A 15,198-nucleotide genomic window follows, 5' to 3' on the forward strand; every position below is an offset into this window, starting at 1 on the left:
TTTTCAGGCGGCGGGTTGCAGGCCGAACATCGCCAGTTGTTGAGTGCTGCCCTTGTGTTGAATCAGGCGCGGATCGTCGAGTGGGAAATCTCGGCCCAACTCGCTTTCGAGAATAGCCTGTAGCTTGTGATTATCGACCTGACCGTCCGGGCCGATGGCTTGTTTGAGCTTGGCCGGATCGATCTGTGCGGTGTGGCCCGGTTCGAAATAGATCGCGCCGGTGGCAAAGTCGACGGCAAACGCGATCAGGCCGGGGATGATGTAGAACAGTAGGCCCACGGCGTCGAGCACGGCAATCGCCGGGTCGATCTTACCGTCGATCTGACCGCGACGGTCCGGGTAGAAAATCGAGCCGCACGCGGTGATTTGCGTGAGCAGGGTGGCGACCAGTACACCGCCGATCAGGCGAAAAGGTAAGCGCATGGGAAATCTCCTGAGTCATCTGATAACGAAGCTTCGTCTTGTGAAGTTAAGACCCTGACGAACGCCTGGCAGTTCGCCGTTATACTCGGGCCTCTGTTTTGGAGCCAGCATGATTTCTTTGCCAATCGATGAAGTTTTACCCGCCCTGCGTGAAGCCTTGGCGACGCGCCACGAAGCTGTGCTCGAAGCACCGCCCGGCGCCGGTAAAACCACCCGCGTGCCTTTAGCCTTGCTCAATGAAGTGTGGCTGGCCGGGCAGACCATTCTGATGCTTGAACCGCGCCGTCTCGCCGCGCGGGCAGCGGCGGAACGTCTGGCCAGTGAGCTGGGCGAGAAGGTCGGTGAAACCGTCGGTTATCGCATTCGTCTCGACAGCAAGGTTGGCCCCAATACGCGCATCGAAGTGGTCACCGAAGGCATTCTCACCCGCCGCTTGCAGGATGATCCTGCGCTGGAAGGCGTCGGCTTGTTGATCTTCGACGAATTCCACGAACGCAGCCTCGACGCCGATCTGGCGCTGGCATTAAGTCTGAACGGTCGCGAGCTGTTTCGAGCTGAACAGCCGCTGAAGATTTTGCTGATGTCGGCCACGCTCGAAGGCGAGCGTCTGGCCGGGTTGCTCGACGATGCACCGATCCTGCGCAGCGAAGGTCGCATGTATCCGGTGACGATGCGCTGGGGCCGGCCGTTTCAGCCCGGCGAATATATCGACCAACGTGTCACGCAAACCGTGCTCGAAGCGCTGCACGATGAAAGCGGCAGCCTGTTGGTGTTTCTGCCGGGGCAGGCGGAAATCCGTCGTGTGCATCAACAGTTGGCAGACGCCATTGGTGAGCGCAGCGATGTGTTGCTGTGCCCGTTGCACGGCGAACTCGACCTCAATGCACAACGTGCGGCGATCGATCCGGCGCCGGCCGGTCAGCGCAAAGTGGTGTTGGCGACCAACATCGCCGAAACCAGTCTGACCATCAACGGCGTGCGCGTGGTGATCGATGCCGGGCTGGCGCGGGTGCCGCGTTTCGATCCGGGCCGCGGCATGACACGGCTCGACACTCAGCGGATTTCCAAGGCCAGCGCCACTCAGCGTGCGGGCCGGGCCGGGCGACTCGAGCCGGGCGTTTGTTATCGCTTGTGGTCGCAGGATCAGCACGAGCAATTGGCGGCGTATGGCAGTGCGGAAATTCTCTCGGCGGATCTCGCCAGCCTCGCGCTGCAACTGGGACGTTGGGGCGTGACGCCGGGGGAACTGGTTTGGCTCGATGTTCCGCCAGCGGCAGCTTATGCACAGGCGCAGGATTTGCTGCAACGGCTTGGCGCGCTGGAAGGTGAGGCGCTGACCTCTCACGGTCAGGCCATGGCTGAATTGCCGGCACATCCGCGTATCGGTCATTTACTGCTGCGTGGTCAGGCGTTGGGGCTGGCGAACATGGCGTGCGATGTCGCCGCGTTGCTCGGTGAGCGCGATATCTTGCGCGGCGCCGGGGCGGATTTGCACAGTCGCCTGGTGCTGCTGTCCGGCGAAGAACGCGCCGCCCGTGGTGCGCAGGGCGGGGTGCAGCGCGCCAAGCAACTGGCGCGGCAATATCGCGGTTATCTGCGCGGCAAGGCCAGCGAGCCGGTCAGCGACCCTGATCATCCGCGCTGGCTCGGTGCCTTGCTGGCGCTGGCCTATCCGGATCGCGTCGCGCAACAGCGGCGTGCCGGTGGCGCCGAATATCGTCTGGCCAACGGTCGCGCGGCGCTGTTCGCCGAAGCAGACAGCCTGATGAAAGAGCCGTGGATCGTCATCGCCGATCTCGGTAGCCGTCAGGGCCAGCGCGAAGAGCGGATTTACCTGGCGGCGGATTTCGATCCGGCGCTGTTCGATTCAGTGCTCGCCGAACAGGTGCGCAACGTCGATCAACTGGACTGGGACGAGCGCGAAGGCGTGCTGCGCGCCGAGCGTCAGCGCAAGATTGGCGAGCTGATTCTCAGCCGCGAACCGTTGACCGGTCTCGACGAAAATGCGCGCAGTCAGGCGTTGGTCAATCTGGTGCGGCGCAAGGGTCTGGAACTGCTGCCGTGGACGCCCGAGCTGCGTCAGTGGCAGGCGCGGGTGGCGTTGTTGCGCCAGTTGGAGTTGAACCATCAGGACGACAGTCAGTGGCCGGACGTCAGCGACGCGACGTTGCTGAACACCCTCGAAGACTGGCTGATGCCTTATCTGGGCAAGGTTTCGCGGCTCAGTCATTTTGCCAATCTCGATCTGTCGAGCATCGTGCGTAATCTGCTGCCATGGCCGTTGCCGCAAAAGCTCGATGAGCTGGCGCCGCATCATTTGTGCGTGCCGTCGGGCTCATCGATTCGTTTGGACTACAGCGAGTTTCCGCCGATTCTCGCGGTGCGCTTGCAGGAGTTGTTCGGGCTGGCCGATACGCCGCGAATTGCCGGTGGGCGGCAGGTGGTGAAACTGCATCTGCTATCGCCAGCGCGGCGCCCGGTGCAGGTGACGCAGGATCTGGCGAACTTCTGGCGCAGCACCTATGCCGAGGTGAAGAAGGATTTGAAGGGGCGCTATCCGAAGCATTATTGGCCGGATGATCCGTTGGTGGCCGAGGCGACGGCGCGGGCCAAACCGCGCGGCACCTGAAGATCAAGAGATCGCAGCCTTCGGCAGCTCCCACAGTGATCGCTGGTGTGCCGAAGTTGTGATCTAAGGCGCGGCGGGGAGCAGGAAGCGCGCAATCACCGGCAGGTGATCGGAGATGCGCAACGTATCGTCCTGCCGCACCATCGCTTCAACCCGTTTGATTTTCGGGCTGTAGAACAGATAGTCGACCGTGCGATCCGGGCCATTCAGACCGGGGTCGTTGGGGTAGTGGGTCAGCCACTGCGCACGGTCGATACCGCTGGCCTCGTTGTTGGTCGGGATCATCGGGTACTTGTCCCACAGCAGATGCAGTTCGCTGTCGGCTGAGTAGGGCATGCGTTGTTCGGCAGACAAGCGGCGATACTGACCAAGCGGTAACAGATTGAAGTCGCCACCGATCAACCACGGCAGGCCCTGACTTTCGTACTTGTCGAGCACTTTGGCCACGGCGCTCACTTGCGCCTGCAACGTTTCGTCGGGTTGCCTGGCACGCTCCAGATGGGTATTGAAAACGGTCAGTTGCCCGCCATCGCTCAGGGGCAGTTTGGTCGCGAGCAGGGCATCTTTTGGCTGGAACTGGCGGCTGATGAAGTTGGCTGAGGCGACCGGCAATTGCAGGCGCTCGGCGTGTTCGATGCGGTAGCGGCTCAGGGTCGCCAGTTGTCGCCCGACACTGCCGAAAACATGAGCGTCGGGGACAAATTCGGCTTTCCAGTCAAACGCGCTGGCGCTGCACGGATACAGGTCGGCAACGCGTTCCTGCAATAACTTCAGTTGGTCCTGGTAGTCGCTGGCCTTGGCGCCATCATCGAGTTCCTGCAACAACACCACATCGGGCTGCTCGTCGCGGATCACCCGCGCCACTTCATCGAGGCTGAAGGCCATGTCTTCCAGGGTCGGTGCTTCATCGTTGCCCTGGGCCAGATCATTCCAGAACACGTAGCGTTTGCCGGCCAGGTACTGCACGTTCCAGGTCATGACTTTCAACGCCTGGCCTGGCACCAGTGTCGGCGGCGTTCCGGTACAACTGACCGGCAGGGTTTCGCGGACGTCGGGGCGCCAGGTCAGGCTGAACATCAGCCCGCCGATCAGGGCGATGGCGAGCACGACAAGCAACAGGGTGTAGCGCAGTAGACGGGTCATGGCTCGGCTTATAGCGTTACAGAAAGTGGCCCCGAGCATACCTGACGGCCGTCTCGAAGCCCAAACGCAGTCCTGTCAGACCACTCTGTCACGTTTGTCAGGCAATTCGCTGATCAGCATGAACAGGCGAAACAACACCACACTGGTGAACAGTTGCAGGAAGCTGTGAGCGCTGTCGATCAGTATGGCGATCACCGGATTCTGCGGCTCGGGGTACACCGCCAGCGTCGCACCTTTGAGCAACCACAGCGGCGTCATCACGCAGAGAATGCACAGCAGGATCCGCCAGAAATGCCCACGGGTCAGGCGCAGGCTTTCCTTCATCGCCTGCAAGGGGCCCATGCCACGCAGCACCAGCAGGTATTCGCCGAACGCGAGCATGACCATCAGCATCAGGCCCGGCAGGAAATACAGCGACAGGCCCAACAGAATCAGCAAGGTATTCAGTGCTGTGAGCAACGCGAAGCGCGGCCACAGAGTGGCAGCCATCGCCAGCAGATCACGGTTGCGCGGCGCCTCGCCACGGCTGCGTGCATCAAGAAAGAGGATCAGCGCGGCGGTGTACAGCGGATACACCAGCAGACCGACGACGATACTGATCGCCGAGATGTTTTCCGGCCCGCTGGCGCGATCGACCACCTGTTGCAGGAACGCTTCGAAAATCACCAGGGGCAGGCACAACTGCACGATGCTGCCCAAATGGCGTTTGAAAAAATACAGAGAGTCGCGCAGCACTTCGAGGGCATTCATCAGTCGGTATCGCAGGTCGAAAACAGTGGCTCACTTTAACCGATGATGGCTGGCGCGACACAAACGTAAACATTCGGTAAAGGTCATTGAAACGTTTTGTCACCGTCTCCATTACAGGAGAGCACCTCGGCCAACGTGGACGAGGGCAATGTTATCCCCGGCAATCTACGAGGTCGCCATGAACAGCGAAGAGCAAACCCTGATCGATGGACTGTTTTCCCGGCTGCAACAGGCCGAAACGGAGGCAGCCCCGCGCGACGCCCAGGCCGAGGCGCGGATCAAGGAACACCTGACCCGCCAGCCTGCGGCAGGTTATTTCATGACCCAGGCGATTCTGGTGCAAGAGGCTGCGCTCAAGAGCCTCGACGAGCAGAACAAGCAACTGACTCAGCAAGTCCAGCGTTTGCAGGCGGAGTTGCAAGCGGCCAAGGCGCAGAGTGCCGCCCCGGCGCCGAGCGGTGGTGGCGGTTTCCTGTCGAGCATTTTCGGTGGCAGCCCGCGTCCGGCGCCGACCCAGAGTGCCGCCCCTGCGTCCACGGGCGGCTGGCGCGAACCGGCACCGCAGCAGAACTTTAGTGCTCCCGCTCCGCAACAGAACTTCGGCGCGCCACCGCCTAACTACGCGCAACAAGCCGCTCCAACGGCAGGCAGCAGTTTCCTCGGCGGCGCCTTGAAAACTGCGGCCGGTGTCGCCGGTGGCGTGATGCTGGCGCAAGGCATCAGCAGCCTGTTTCATCACAACCAGCAGCCGGAAGAAATCGTTGAAGTGATCAAGGAAGAGCCGGCGCAGGTCGCCGACCAGAGCAACAACGGTTGGGGCGATGACCAGCGTGTGGCCGATAACGGCTTCTCTGGCAACGACCAGGGCGGGGTCACCGACGCCGATTACAGCGACGACAACTCATCGTTCTTCGATGACGACGATTCCTTCGTCTGACTCACCATTCGTCCGGAGCCCCTGAGGGCTTCGGGCCGATTATTCGCGGAACCCTCCTGATGGCTGGCATACTGAGCGCCTTTTTCAGGCCCTGCGCCTGATCCCGCTTCGTGCGCTTGCGCGCCCACAGGAACTCCGGTGAAAAAAATCGCAGTGTTCGCCGACGTGCAGAACCTCTACTACACCGTGCGTCAGGCCTATGGTTGTCACTTCAACTACGCCGCCTTGTGGGCCGACATCAGCAAGGACGGGCAGATCGTCGAGGCCTACGCCTACGCGATCGACCGTGGCGACAGCAAGCAGCAGCAGTTCCAGCAGATCCTGCGCAATCTGGGCTTCACCGTGAAGCTCAAACCCTACATCCAGCGCAGCGACGGCTCGGCCAAGGGCGACTGGGACGTGGGCATCACCCTCGACATCATGGACGCCGCCGACCATGTCGACGAAGTCGTTCTGGCCTCCGGTGACGGCGATTTCGACATGCTGCTCGAACGCATCATCAGCAAACACGGCGTGCAGGCAGTCGCCTATGGCGTGCCCGGCCTGACGGCCAACTCGCTGATCCGCGCCGCCAGCCGTTACGTGCCGATCGAAGGCGCGCTGCTGTTAAAAAATTAAGCTGAAGAATTGATTTGTACGGAGTTGAACCCGGTTTGGAACGCATTGCAGTCATCGACTTTGAAACCACCGGCCTGTCGCCGAACAGCAGCTGCCGCGCCACGGAAATCGCCGTGGTCATGCTGGAAAACGGCCGCATCGTCGAGCGTTACCAGAGCCTGATGAACGCCGGCGTCCGCGTCCCCGCGTTCATCGAGCAACTGACCGGCATCAGCAACGCCATGCTGCGCACCGCGCCGTCGGCCGAGCAGGTGATGAACGAAGTCAACGAGTTTGTCGGCTGCACGCCGTTGGTGGCGCACAACGCCTCGTTCGACCAGAAGTTCTGGGACTTTGAGCTGGGGCGGATCAAACGCACGCGGTTGCAGAATTTTGCCTGTTCGCTGCTGCTGGCGCGGCGCTTGATGCCGGCGGCGCCCAATCACAAGCTCGGTACGCTCACCACGTTTGCGCGTTTGCCGCACACGGGCCAGGCTCACCGGGCCATGGCCGATGCCGAGATGGCGGCCAACCTGATGGCGCATCTGGCCGATGAGTTGCGCGGCAAGCATGGCGTGCGTGAACTGTCCCATGACCTGTTGTGCAAGCTGCAGAAAGTCCCTGCTGCGAAAGTCAGCGAGCACTTGCTGCGTTACCGCTGATCCCCAATCCAGTACACAACCCCTGTAGGAGTGAGCCTGCTCGCGACAGCGGTGTGTCAGTCAATATTTGTTTCGACTGATACTCCGCTTCGCGAGCAGGCTCACTCCTACAGGTGATCTGTGGTGATCCGGACTATTTGCCGTTGATTTCGATCTGGCCTAACGGCACGCGCTTTTCGATGGCGCTCGACAACACAATCGAGGTCTTGCTGAAACCAAACTTCGCCACCCGATTGATCAACTCCTCAAGCTCCGTCATCGATCCCACCGCGGCCTTCATCATCACGCACGGATCGCCCGTCACTCGAAAGCATTCGGTCAGTTGCGGGATTTTCACCAGTTCGTCGTAGACCTTCTGACTGCCGTTCTGGTGCAGACGCAACTCGATCATGCACTGGATCGGCAGGCCGATTTTCGACAGGTCGATTTTCGCCTCATACCCGGTAATTACCCCGGATGCCTCAAGCTTGGCCACGCGCTCGGCGACGGCGGGGGCGGAGAGGTTCACCTTGCGCGCCAGATCGGCGTAGGACGCACGAGCGTTTTCGAGAAGAGCGCTGAGCAGCATGCGGTCGTATTTGTCCAAGATCGACTCCTGAAAATGTCGGACTTTCGAAATCTCGGCTTAAACCGCCGATCTCCGTGATTTCCAAAGTGTACCGGCGCTATAAACAGGTTTTGTAACTTATTTTTGCCCGCAAGCCTTTCTAGAATAACTAATCCCAAGAGCCTGATATTTGAGCTGCCCATGCCTGCCTTGCGCCGTTTTTCCTTGCCGCTGATCGCCGCGTTTTTTGCGTTGTACGTGATTTGGGGATCGACCTATCTGGTGATCCGCATCGGCGTTGAGTACTGGCCGCCGCTGATGCTCGGTGGTGTGCGCTTCGTGATCGCCGGCAGCCTGATGTACGCCTTCCTGCGCTGGCGCGGGGCTCCGGCGCCGACCTGGGCGCAGTGGAAAGCGGCGGGGATCATCGGGATTTTGCTGCTCAGTTTTGGTAATGGCGCGGTGAGTGTGGCTGAACACACTGGCGTGGCTTCGGGCGTTGCGGCATTGGCGGTGGCGACGGTGCCATTGTTCACCTTGCTCTGCGGATATTTCTGGGGCGCGCGTAATACTCGTCTCGAGTGGGCCGGGGTGGCGTTGGGGATTATCGGCATCGCCATGCTCAACATGGGTTCCAACCTGCAATCCAGCCCTATGGGCGCGGCGCTGCTGATTTTTGCGGCGGCGACCTGGGCGTTCGGTTCGGTGTGGAGCAGACATCTGCCGTTGCCGCAGGGCGCCATGGCCAGCGCGGTGGAGATGCTCGTTGGCGGTGTGGTGTTGCTGATTGGCAGCGCCGTCAGTGGCGAGCATCTGCAAGCGATGCCTCCGGTTGAAGGCTGGCTGGCGCTGGCGTACCTGATCTTCTTCGGCTCGATCATCGCGTTCAATTCGTACATGTACCTGCTCAAGCACGTGCGTCCGGCAGCGGCGACCAGTTATGCCTACGTCAACCCGGCGGTCGCGGTGTTGCTGGGGATTGTGTTCGTTGGCGAGACCATCGGCATCGAAGAAGCGCTGGCGATGCTGGTGATCATCAGCGCCGTGGTGTTGATTGGCTTGCCGCAGTGGCGTCGGCCGGCACAGCCGCCAGTCGTGGCGCCGACAGCCGTTCCCACAGAAACGCGTACGAATTAGGGTAAACTGCGCGGCATTGCATGCCCGCGTCATTTTTTCCTACGGTACTTCCATGACTTTCGCCACCCTTGGCCTGATCGAACCCTTGCTGCGCTCCCTCGAGACGCTCGGCTACCAGACCCCGACGCCGGTTCAGGCGCAAGCCATTCCGGCCGTGCTGGCCGGTCGTGACCTGATGGCAGCGGCCCAGACCGGTACCGGCAAAACCGCCGGTTTCGCCTTGCCGCTGCTGCAGTTGCTGGCCATGGAAGGGCCGAAAGTCGCCGCCAACTCGGCGCGTGCGCTGATTCTGGTGCCGACCCGCGAGCTGGCCGAGCAGGTTCATGAGTCTGTGCGCCAGTACGCCGAAAACCTGCCGCTGCGCACTTATGCGGTGTACGGCGGCGTCAGCATCAATCCGCAGATGATGAAGCTGCGCGGCGGCGTCGATGTGCTGGTCGCCACGCCCGGTCGCCTGATCGACCTGTTCCGCCAGAACGCGCTGAAACTCGATCAGTTGCAGACTCTGGTGCTGGATGAAGCCGATCGTATGCTCGACCTGGGCTTCTCCGAAGAACTGGCGAACATTTACCGCATGCTGCCGAAAAAGCGCCAGACCCTGCTGTTCTCCGCGACCTTCTCCGATGACATCCGCCTGCTCGCCGGGCAGATGCTCAACGATCCGCTGACCGTCGAAGTCAGCCCGCGCAACGTTGCCGCCAATACGGTCAAGCAGTGGATCGTCACGGTAGACAAAAAGCGCAAGGCCGAACTGTTCGTGCACCTGATGCGCAAGAACAAGTGGAAGCAGGTGCTGGTGTTCGCCAAGACCCGCAACGGTGTTGATGCGCTGGTGGAAAAACTTCAGGGCCTGGGTGTGAATGCCGACGGTATCCACGGCGACAAGCCGCAGGCGACCCGTCAGCGCGCGTTGGATCGTTTCAAGCTCAGTGAAGTGCAGATTCTGGTGGCGACTGACGTTGCGGCGCGGGGGCTGGATATCGAAGACCTGCCGTTGGTGATCAATTTCGATCTGCCGATCGTGGCTGAGGATTACATTCACCGCATCGGGCGTACCGGCCGTGCGGGTGCAACCGGTGAGGCGATCTCGCTGGTCTGTGCGGATGAAGTGAACATGTTGTCGGCGATTGAAATGCTGACGCGGCAGACCTTGAAGCGTCAGAACGAGCCGGACTTTGAACCTGAGCATCGTGTGCCGGACACCGATGCCAGTGGTCAGGTGATCAAGAAGCCGAAGAAACCGAAGAAGCCGAAAGCTTCGGGTGGTGGCGGCAAGCGCAATCTGGGCAAGTGGGTCGACAGTGGCGAGACGCAGGCGCCGGAGCCTTCGATCAAGCCTGTGCGTAAAGTGCCGGTGTTCAACACTGGGCCGCGTAAGCGCAAGCCTTAAGTCAAAAGCCCCTCACCCTAACCCTCTCCCGGAGGGAGAGGGGACTGATTGGGGGATGTTTGCGAAGTACGCCGACCTGATTCTTCTGTTGTGAATCCATAAGCGACAGGGCCTTCGCCAGACACTTCGGTTGGCTGGCCGAATCCATAATCGACTCGGTGTTTCAGGTCGATGTATGGCGTCAGACACCTCGGTCGGCCCCCTCTCCCTCTGGGAGAGGGCTGGGGTGAGGGTTTAGCTTTTCAGCCACTGCACAATACCCAACCCCGCCGCCCGCCCGCTGGCAAAGCACCCCGTCAGCAAATACCCGCCCGTTGGTGCTTCCCAATCAAGCATCTCCCCCGCGCAGAACACCCCCGGCAACGCCTTGAGCATCAAGCGCTCATCCAGCGCCTCGAACGTCACGCCCCCGGCACTGCTGATCGCCTCGTCCAATGGCCGCGTTTTCACCAACGTCAGCGGTAATGCCTTGATCGCCCGTGCCAATAACGCCGGATCAGCGAAGGTCGCCGCATCAGTGAGTTCACGCAACAACGCCGCTTTAACCCCATCAATCCCAACCTGACTGTGCAGATGCTTGGCCATCGACCGCGAACCGCGTGGCTTGCTCAACGCCGCCTGCAATTTATCCACAGGGCGGCCGGGCAGCAGATCGATGTGAACAACCGCCGCGCCATGCTGATTGATCGCCTCACGAATCGGCGCCGACAGCGCATAAATCAGACTGCCCTCAATCCCGGTCGCGGTGATCACGCATTCGCCCAAGCGCGGAATGTCATCGTTCAAACCGATGGCGATATTTTTCAGCGGCGCGCCGGCGAATTTGCTGACCATCAATTCGCTCCAGGCCTGCACCTCGAAGCCGCAATTACTCGGCTGCAACGGCGCCAGTCCTACACCGCGTTGCTCCAGAGGCAGCATCCACGCGCCGTCGGAACCGAGGCGCGACCAGCTGCCGCCGCCGAGGGCGAGCAGGGTGGCGTCGGGTTTGACGGTTATTTCACCTTCCGGGCTGTCAATGCGCAGTGCACCGTGTTCATCCCAACCGAGCCAGCGATGGCGGGTGTGGATAACTACGCCGCTGTCGCGCAGGCGTTTGAGCCAGGCGCGCAGTAACGGTGCTGCTTTCATGTCCGTAGGAAAAACCCGGCCGGAGCTGCCGACAAAGGTCTCGATACCCAGATCATGAATCCATGTGCACAACGCATCGGCGTCGAAGCCGCGCAGCAATGGCGCGATCTGCGGTGCGCGCTCGGCATAGCGCGAGAGGAACGCCGGGTAGGCTTCGGAGTGGGTGATGTTCATGCCGCCGACACCGGCGAGCAGGAACTTGCGGCCCACCGAGGGCATGCCGTCGTACAGATCGACGCGGATTCCGGCCTGACTCAGCACTTCGGCGGCCATCAGGCCGGCGGGGCCACCGCCGATGAGGGCGACGTGAGCGGGGGAGGAGGCGGAAGTCTGGGTCATGGCGTGCGCTGCGGTATGGCGGGATAAGGCGCGCATTCTAACAGCGCAGATCTTTTGTAGGAGTGAGCCTGCTCGCGATAGCGGTGTGTCAGCCAAGTTAATGTTGAAGGTGCTGACGCTATCGCGAGCAGGCTCACTCCTACAGGATTTGTGTTGGCTCAGAATGTTGGTTGAAAAATGATCAGTGCGCTGTAGGCCATAAGCGGTATGGCCTGCAGTCCCTTTCACTCAGGTTATCCACAGGCCGTTCCACAGCGATTGTGGGTAACGCAGCATAGCTCAATGACAACCGTGTGAATGCCAGACCCGCTGTGCGCTGTGATGGAGGATGCCGTGGCGGCGGGCGAGGGCGTGGCGATCCTTGCTGTAGCCGCCGCCAATCACGCCCATCACCGGAATATCGCGGCCCAGACAATGGCGCATCACGCTTTCATCACGAGCAGCGACGCCTGCGTCGGTCAGTTGCAGATAACCGAGGGCGTCGTCCTTGTGCACATCCACTCCGGCGTCGTACAGCACCAGATCCGGTTGATACAGCGGCAGCAGGTAATTGAGTGTGTCGTCGACCACTTTCAAATAGTCGGCATCGCCCATGCCTTTGGGCAGCGGAATGTCCCAGTCACTTTCCGCTTTTCGTGCAGGAAAATTCTTCTCGCAGTGCAGGGAAACGGTAACTGCCTCCGACGTGTCATGGAGAATCCGTGCGGTGCCGTCACCCTGATGCACGTCGCAATCGAAGATCAGCACGCGATTCACCCGGCCGCTTTGCAGCAGGTATTGGCTGATGATCGCCAGGTCATTGAAGATGCAGAACCCTGCCGGATAGTCGTAGTGTGCGTGGTGAGTGCCGCCGGCCAAGTGGCAGGCGAGGCCATGCTCGAGGGCTTTTTCCGCCGCCAGAATCGAACCACCGACCGCGCGCACCGTGCGCCGCGCCAAGGCTTCGTTCCACGGCAGGCCAAGACGCCGCTGGTCTTCGCGGGACAACTCGCCGCTCATGTAGCGTTCGATATACGCACGGTCATGGGCGAGGGCGAGGATGTCGTTGGGGCAGATCTCGGGTCGTAACAAATCGGCATCGCGGGTCAGACCGCTGTCGACGAGGTGATCGCGCAGCAGGCGAAACTTGTCCATCGGGAAGCGGTGATCCGCCGGAAACTCGGGGCTGTAGTCTTCGTGGTAGATCAGCGGCAATGGCATGGCGGTTTCATGTAGGAACGTAGGAAAGAGTGAAGGATCCTACCAGCGATGTAGACTTGCGGCATGGAAACGGAGAGGCACGATGGAGCCGATACTGGAACTCGAAAGCGCGCGCTTGCTGATGCGTCAGTGGCAGGACGAGGATTTGCCGGCATTTGCCGCGATGTGCGCCGATCCTCAGGTGATGCGCTATTTCCCGGCAGCGTTGAGCCGCCTCGAAAGCGCTTCGCTGATCGGCCGGATTCGCGGGCATTTTGCCGAGCACGGTTTTGGCCTTTGGGCGCTGGAGCGCAAGGACAGCGGTGAATTCATCGGTTTCACCGGGCTCGGCGTGGTCGGTTTCGATGCACCGTTCACGCCAGCGGTGGAAATTGGCTGGCGTCTGGCCAAGGAGCATTGGGGCCTCGGTTACGCCAGTGAAGCGGCGTGGACTGCTCTGCGCTGCGGCTTTGATCGGTTGGCGCTAAAGGAAATCGTCTCCTTCACCGCGCAATCCAATCTGCCCTCGGAGAAAGTCATGCAGGCGATTGGCATGCATCACGCCCCGGAAGATGATTTCGATCACCCGAAGCTGGCCGTCGATCATCCGCTGCGCCGGCATGTGCTGTACCGCATCACCCGGGAACAATGGCTGCAAACCTTGCATGGATAAGCCGACACGGACGTTTACAATGGCCGCCATATCATTGGCCCGCGCCAGAATCTGAATCGGCCGCCGCAGCCAAGACTGCGCGGTATATAGCTTTGTGTGAGGAGAGTCTGAATGAGCCAAGTGTTGGAAGATCTGGTCGACCTGCTGACCCTGGAACCGATCGAAGAAAACCTGTTCCGTGGCCGTAGCCAGGACTTGGGTTTCCGTCAGTTGTTCGGTGGTCAGGTACTCGGTCAGTCGCTGTCGGCGGCCAGTCAGACGGTTGAAGAGGCGCGTCATGTGCACTCGATGCACGGCTATTTCCTGCGCCCGGGCGATGCCAAGTTGCCGGTGGTCTACTCGGTTGATCGCGTGCGCGATGGCGGCAGCTTCAGCACTCGCCGCGTCACGGCGATCCAGAAGGGCCACCCGATTTTCACCTGCAGCGCTTCGTTTCAGTACGACGAGGCAGGCTTCGAGCACCAGAGTCAGATGCCGGTCGTGGTCGGCCCGGAAAATCTGCCGTCGGAGCTGGAGTTGACCCAGCAACGCGCGCACCTGATCCCGGAACACATGCGTGAAAAACTGCTGTGCCCGAAACCGATCGAAGTGCGCCCGGTCACCGAAAAAGACCCGTACAACCCGCAGCCGGCCGATCCGGTCAAATACGTGTGGTTCCGCGCCGACGGCGCATTGGCCGACATCCCGGCGCTGCACAAATACCTGCTGGCCTACGCCTCGGACTTCGGCCTGCTGACCACCTCGATGCTGCCCCACGGCAAATCGGTGTGGCAGAAAGACATGCAGGTCGCCAGCCTCGATCACGCGCTGTGGTTCCACAACGATCTGCGCGCCGATGACTGGTTGCTCTACGCGATGGACAGCCCGTGGGCCGGCAATTCCCGTGGTTTCTCCCGTGGCAGCGTGTACAACCGCGCCGGGCAACTGGTCGCCTCGGTGACCCAGGAAGGCTTGATCCGTCATCGCAAGGATTGGGCATGAGCCTGAAAGAGGTCAAGCACTGGGTGTTCGACATGGACGGCACGCTGACCGTCGCCGTGCATGATTTTGCGGCGATTCGCGTGGCGCTGGCGATACCGCCGGAGGACGACATCCTCACGCATCTCGCCGCGCTGCCTTCAGATGAGGCGGCAGCGAAACATGCCTGGCTGCTGGAACACGAAAGGGATCTGGCGCTGGGTTCGACCCCGGCCACCGGCGCGGTGGAACTGGTGCGTGATCTGCATGCGCGCGGTTATCGCCTCGGCATTCTGACCCGCAATGCGCGGGAACTGGCACATGTGACGCTGGAGGCCATTGGTTTGGCTGACTGTTTTGCGGTGGACGATGTGTTGGGCCGTGATGAAGCACCGCCGAAGCCGCATCCGGGTGGTTTGCTGAAACTGGCAGACGCTTGGGACGTGCCGGCGAGTGAGCTGGTGATGGTCGGTGATTACCGCTTTGATCTGGATTGCGGCCGCGCGGCGGGCGCGCGGACAGTGCTGGTGAATCTGCCGGAAAACCCGTGGCCGGAGCTGACCGATTGGCATGCGAAGGATTGTGTCGAGTTGCGGCGGATGCTTCTGGCCTGAGATCTTTGGTGCCTGAGCTGGCCTCTTCGCGAGCAGGCTCACTCCTACAATTGGAATACATTCCCCTGTAGGAGTGAGCCTGCTCGCGAT

General features: G+C 61.1%; 15 protein-coding genes. 9 read left to right on the forward strand and 6 right to left on the reverse strand.

Annotation, left to right across the window (positions count from 1 at the left end):
• Nucleotides 1–3 precede the first annotated feature (3 nt).
• The gene (locus HUW52_RS05520) at nucleotides 4–423 is read right to left on the reverse strand and encodes a hypothetical protein (protein WP_016986146.1); all 420 of its coding nucleotides are present in this window, start codon (nucleotides 421–423) and stop codon (nucleotides 4–6) included.
• Nucleotides 424–532: 109 nt separating this feature from the next.
• Here HUW52_RS05520 and hrpB point away from each other — a divergent pair, with 109 nt between their 5' ends.
• Nucleotides 533–3,052: an ATP-dependent helicase HrpB gene (gene hrpB / locus HUW52_RS05525; protein ID WP_175553141.1), complete on the forward strand. Its 2,520-nt coding sequence runs from the start codon at nucleotides 533–535 to the stop codon at nucleotides 3,050–3,052.
• A 63-nt stretch (nucleotides 3,053–3,115) separates the two neighbouring features.
• Here the strand turns inward: hrpB and HUW52_RS05530 are convergent, their stop codons facing one another.
• Entirely contained in the window at nucleotides 3,116–4,195 is a 1,080-nt protein-coding gene (locus HUW52_RS05530) for an endonuclease/exonuclease/phosphatase family protein (protein WP_175553142.1), read from the reverse strand.
• Between the two features lie 75 nt (nucleotides 4,196–4,270).
• Entirely contained in the window at nucleotides 4,271–4,945 is a 675-nt protein-coding gene (locus tag HUW52_RS05535; protein WP_038361837.1) for a YciC family protein, read from the reverse strand.
• 178 nt (nucleotides 4,946–5,123) lie between these two features.
• Between HUW52_RS05535 and HUW52_RS05540 the strand changes: the two genes are divergently transcribed.
• The 3 genes from HUW52_RS05540 to HUW52_RS05550 all read left to right on the forward strand — a co-directional run bounded on the left by HUW52_RS05540 (nucleotide 5,124) and on the right by HUW52_RS05550 (nucleotide 7,141).
• Nucleotides 5,124–5,882 (forward strand): DUF2076 domain-containing protein, encoded by a 759-nt coding sequence (locus HUW52_RS05540; protein WP_175555642.1) that lies wholly within the window; start codon nucleotides 5,124–5,126, stop codon nucleotides 5,880–5,882.
• Nucleotides 5,883–6,020: 138 nt separating this feature from the next.
• Nucleotides 6,021–6,500, forward strand: coding sequence for an NYN domain-containing protein (locus HUW52_RS05545; protein ID WP_016986151.1), 480 nt, complete (start codon nucleotides 6,021–6,023; stop codon nucleotides 6,498–6,500).
• Nucleotides 6,501–6,535: 35 nt separating this feature from the next.
• The gene (locus tag HUW52_RS05550) at nucleotides 6,536–7,141 is read left to right on the forward strand and encodes a PolC-type DNA polymerase III (RefSeq protein WP_016986152.1); all 606 of its coding nucleotides are present in this window, start codon (nucleotides 6,536–6,538) and stop codon (nucleotides 7,139–7,141) included.
• Between the two features lie 133 nt (nucleotides 7,142–7,274).
• Here the strand turns inward: HUW52_RS05550 and HUW52_RS05555 are convergent, their stop codons facing one another.
• Nucleotides 7,275–7,727: an Lrp/AsnC family transcriptional regulator gene (locus tag HUW52_RS05555; RefSeq protein ID WP_016986153.1), complete on the reverse strand. Its 453-nt coding sequence runs from the start codon at nucleotides 7,725–7,727 to the stop codon at nucleotides 7,275–7,277.
• 162 nt (nucleotides 7,728–7,889) lie between these two features.
• On the opposite strand from HUW52_RS05555, the gene yedA reads away from it, so the two are divergent.
• Together yedA and HUW52_RS05565 are read left to right on the forward strand one after the other, a co-directional pair.
• Nucleotides 7,890–8,825 carry a drug/metabolite exporter YedA gene (yedA, locus tag HUW52_RS05560; protein ID WP_016986154.1) on the forward strand — a complete coding sequence of 312 codons (936 nt, stop codon included), beginning with the start codon at nucleotides 7,890–7,892 and terminating at the stop codon, nucleotides 8,823–8,825.
• Between the two features lie 52 nt (nucleotides 8,826–8,877).
• Nucleotides 8,878–10,215 carry a DEAD/DEAH box helicase gene (locus HUW52_RS05565; protein WP_016986155.1) on the forward strand — a complete coding sequence of 446 codons (1,338 nt, stop codon included), beginning with the start codon at nucleotides 8,878–8,880 and terminating at the stop codon, nucleotides 10,213–10,215.
• 234 nt (nucleotides 10,216–10,449) lie between these two features.
• On the opposite strand, the gene HUW52_RS05570 is transcribed toward HUW52_RS05565, so the two are convergent.
• Both HUW52_RS05570 and HUW52_RS05575 read right to left on the reverse strand, forming a co-directional pair.
• The gene (locus tag HUW52_RS05570; RefSeq protein ID WP_175553143.1) at nucleotides 10,450–11,685 is read right to left on the reverse strand and encodes a TIGR03862 family flavoprotein; all 1,236 of its coding nucleotides are present in this window, start codon (nucleotides 11,683–11,685) and stop codon (nucleotides 10,450–10,452) included.
• Between the two features lie 279 nt (nucleotides 11,686–11,964).
• Nucleotides 11,965–12,885: a histone deacetylase gene (locus HUW52_RS05575; RefSeq protein ID WP_175553144.1), complete on the reverse strand. Its 921-nt coding sequence runs from the start codon at nucleotides 12,883–12,885 to the stop codon at nucleotides 11,965–11,967.
• Between the two features lie 82 nt (nucleotides 12,886–12,967).
• On the opposite strand from HUW52_RS05575, the gene HUW52_RS05580 reads away from it, so the two are divergent.
• The 3 genes from HUW52_RS05580 to HUW52_RS05590 all read left to right on the forward strand — a co-directional run bounded on the left by HUW52_RS05580 (nucleotide 12,968) and on the right by HUW52_RS05590 (nucleotide 15,108).
• Nucleotides 12,968–13,537, forward strand: a complete 570-nt coding sequence (locus HUW52_RS05580; RefSeq protein ID WP_016986158.1) for a GNAT family N-acetyltransferase — start codon at nucleotides 12,968–12,970, stop codon at nucleotides 13,535–13,537.
• 111 nt (nucleotides 13,538–13,648) lie between these two features.
• Nucleotides 13,649–14,518 (forward strand): acyl-CoA thioesterase II, encoded by an 870-nt coding sequence (tesB, locus tag HUW52_RS05585; RefSeq protein WP_003228466.1) that lies wholly within the window; start codon nucleotides 13,649–13,651, stop codon nucleotides 14,516–14,518.
• Nucleotides 14,515–15,108: an HAD family hydrolase gene (locus HUW52_RS05590; RefSeq protein ID WP_175553145.1), complete on the forward strand. Its 594-nt coding sequence runs from the start codon at nucleotides 14,515–14,517 to the stop codon at nucleotides 15,106–15,108. The genes tesB and HUW52_RS05590 overlap by 4 nt, the downstream gene beginning before the upstream one ends.
• The last annotated feature ends 90 nt before the right edge of the window (nucleotides 15,109–15,198 follow it).

The sequence above is a fragment of the Pseudomonas sp. 43A genome, assembly GCF_013363935.1.
In the GTDB taxonomy this organism is placed as follows: domain Bacteria; phylum Pseudomonadota; class Gammaproteobacteria; order Pseudomonadales; family Pseudomonadaceae; genus Aquipseudomonas; species Aquipseudomonas crudilactis.